The sequence below is a fragment of the Thermococcus sp. M36 genome (assembly GCF_012027355.1).
Taxonomy (GTDB): Archaea; Methanobacteriota_B; Thermococci; order Thermococcales; family Thermococcaceae; genus Thermococcus.
Window position 1 is genome coordinate 1 of sequence record NZ_SNUH01000197.1, and the last position, 450, is coordinate 450.

Here is a 450-nt window from a genome sequence, read left to right on the forward strand (position 1 = left end):
TCCAGCCTTTAGGAATATAATTTTCTGAATACCATTTTTCAGTCATGCCTCTATCCTCACTTCTTGGTCTGCTTAAGTTACCACCACCAATGCCTCTTCTGTTATTGTTTTCAGGGTTTTTATTTTTTTGAATGATGCTTTGAATATTCGGAAAATCTTTATATCCATCTTCACTAATCCATGCTTCAATGGGAGTGCCACCAACACTTGCATTAATTAAGCCAATCGGAACATGGTATTGCTCGTAAATTTTTAAATCAAAGAAATAGGCAACAGCAGAAAAATCTAATACATCCTGCGGGTTAGCACTTTTCCAATAACCTGTTGGTAAATCATCGTGTGTTTTTTGTACATCTGCTAACGTAGGAATCCAGAAATGTCGTATTTGAGAATTGTTTGCTTCTGCAATTTCTTTTTCATATCTAACATTATGAATGCCCATTTGATGAA

The 450-nt window shown here is 35.1% G+C and carries 1 protein-coding gene; it reads right to left on the reverse strand.

The features are described from left to right. On the reverse strand, window positions 1–450 hold a 450-nt coding region (locus E3E36_RS11960; protein WP_206203683.1), incomplete at both ends, for a hypothetical protein.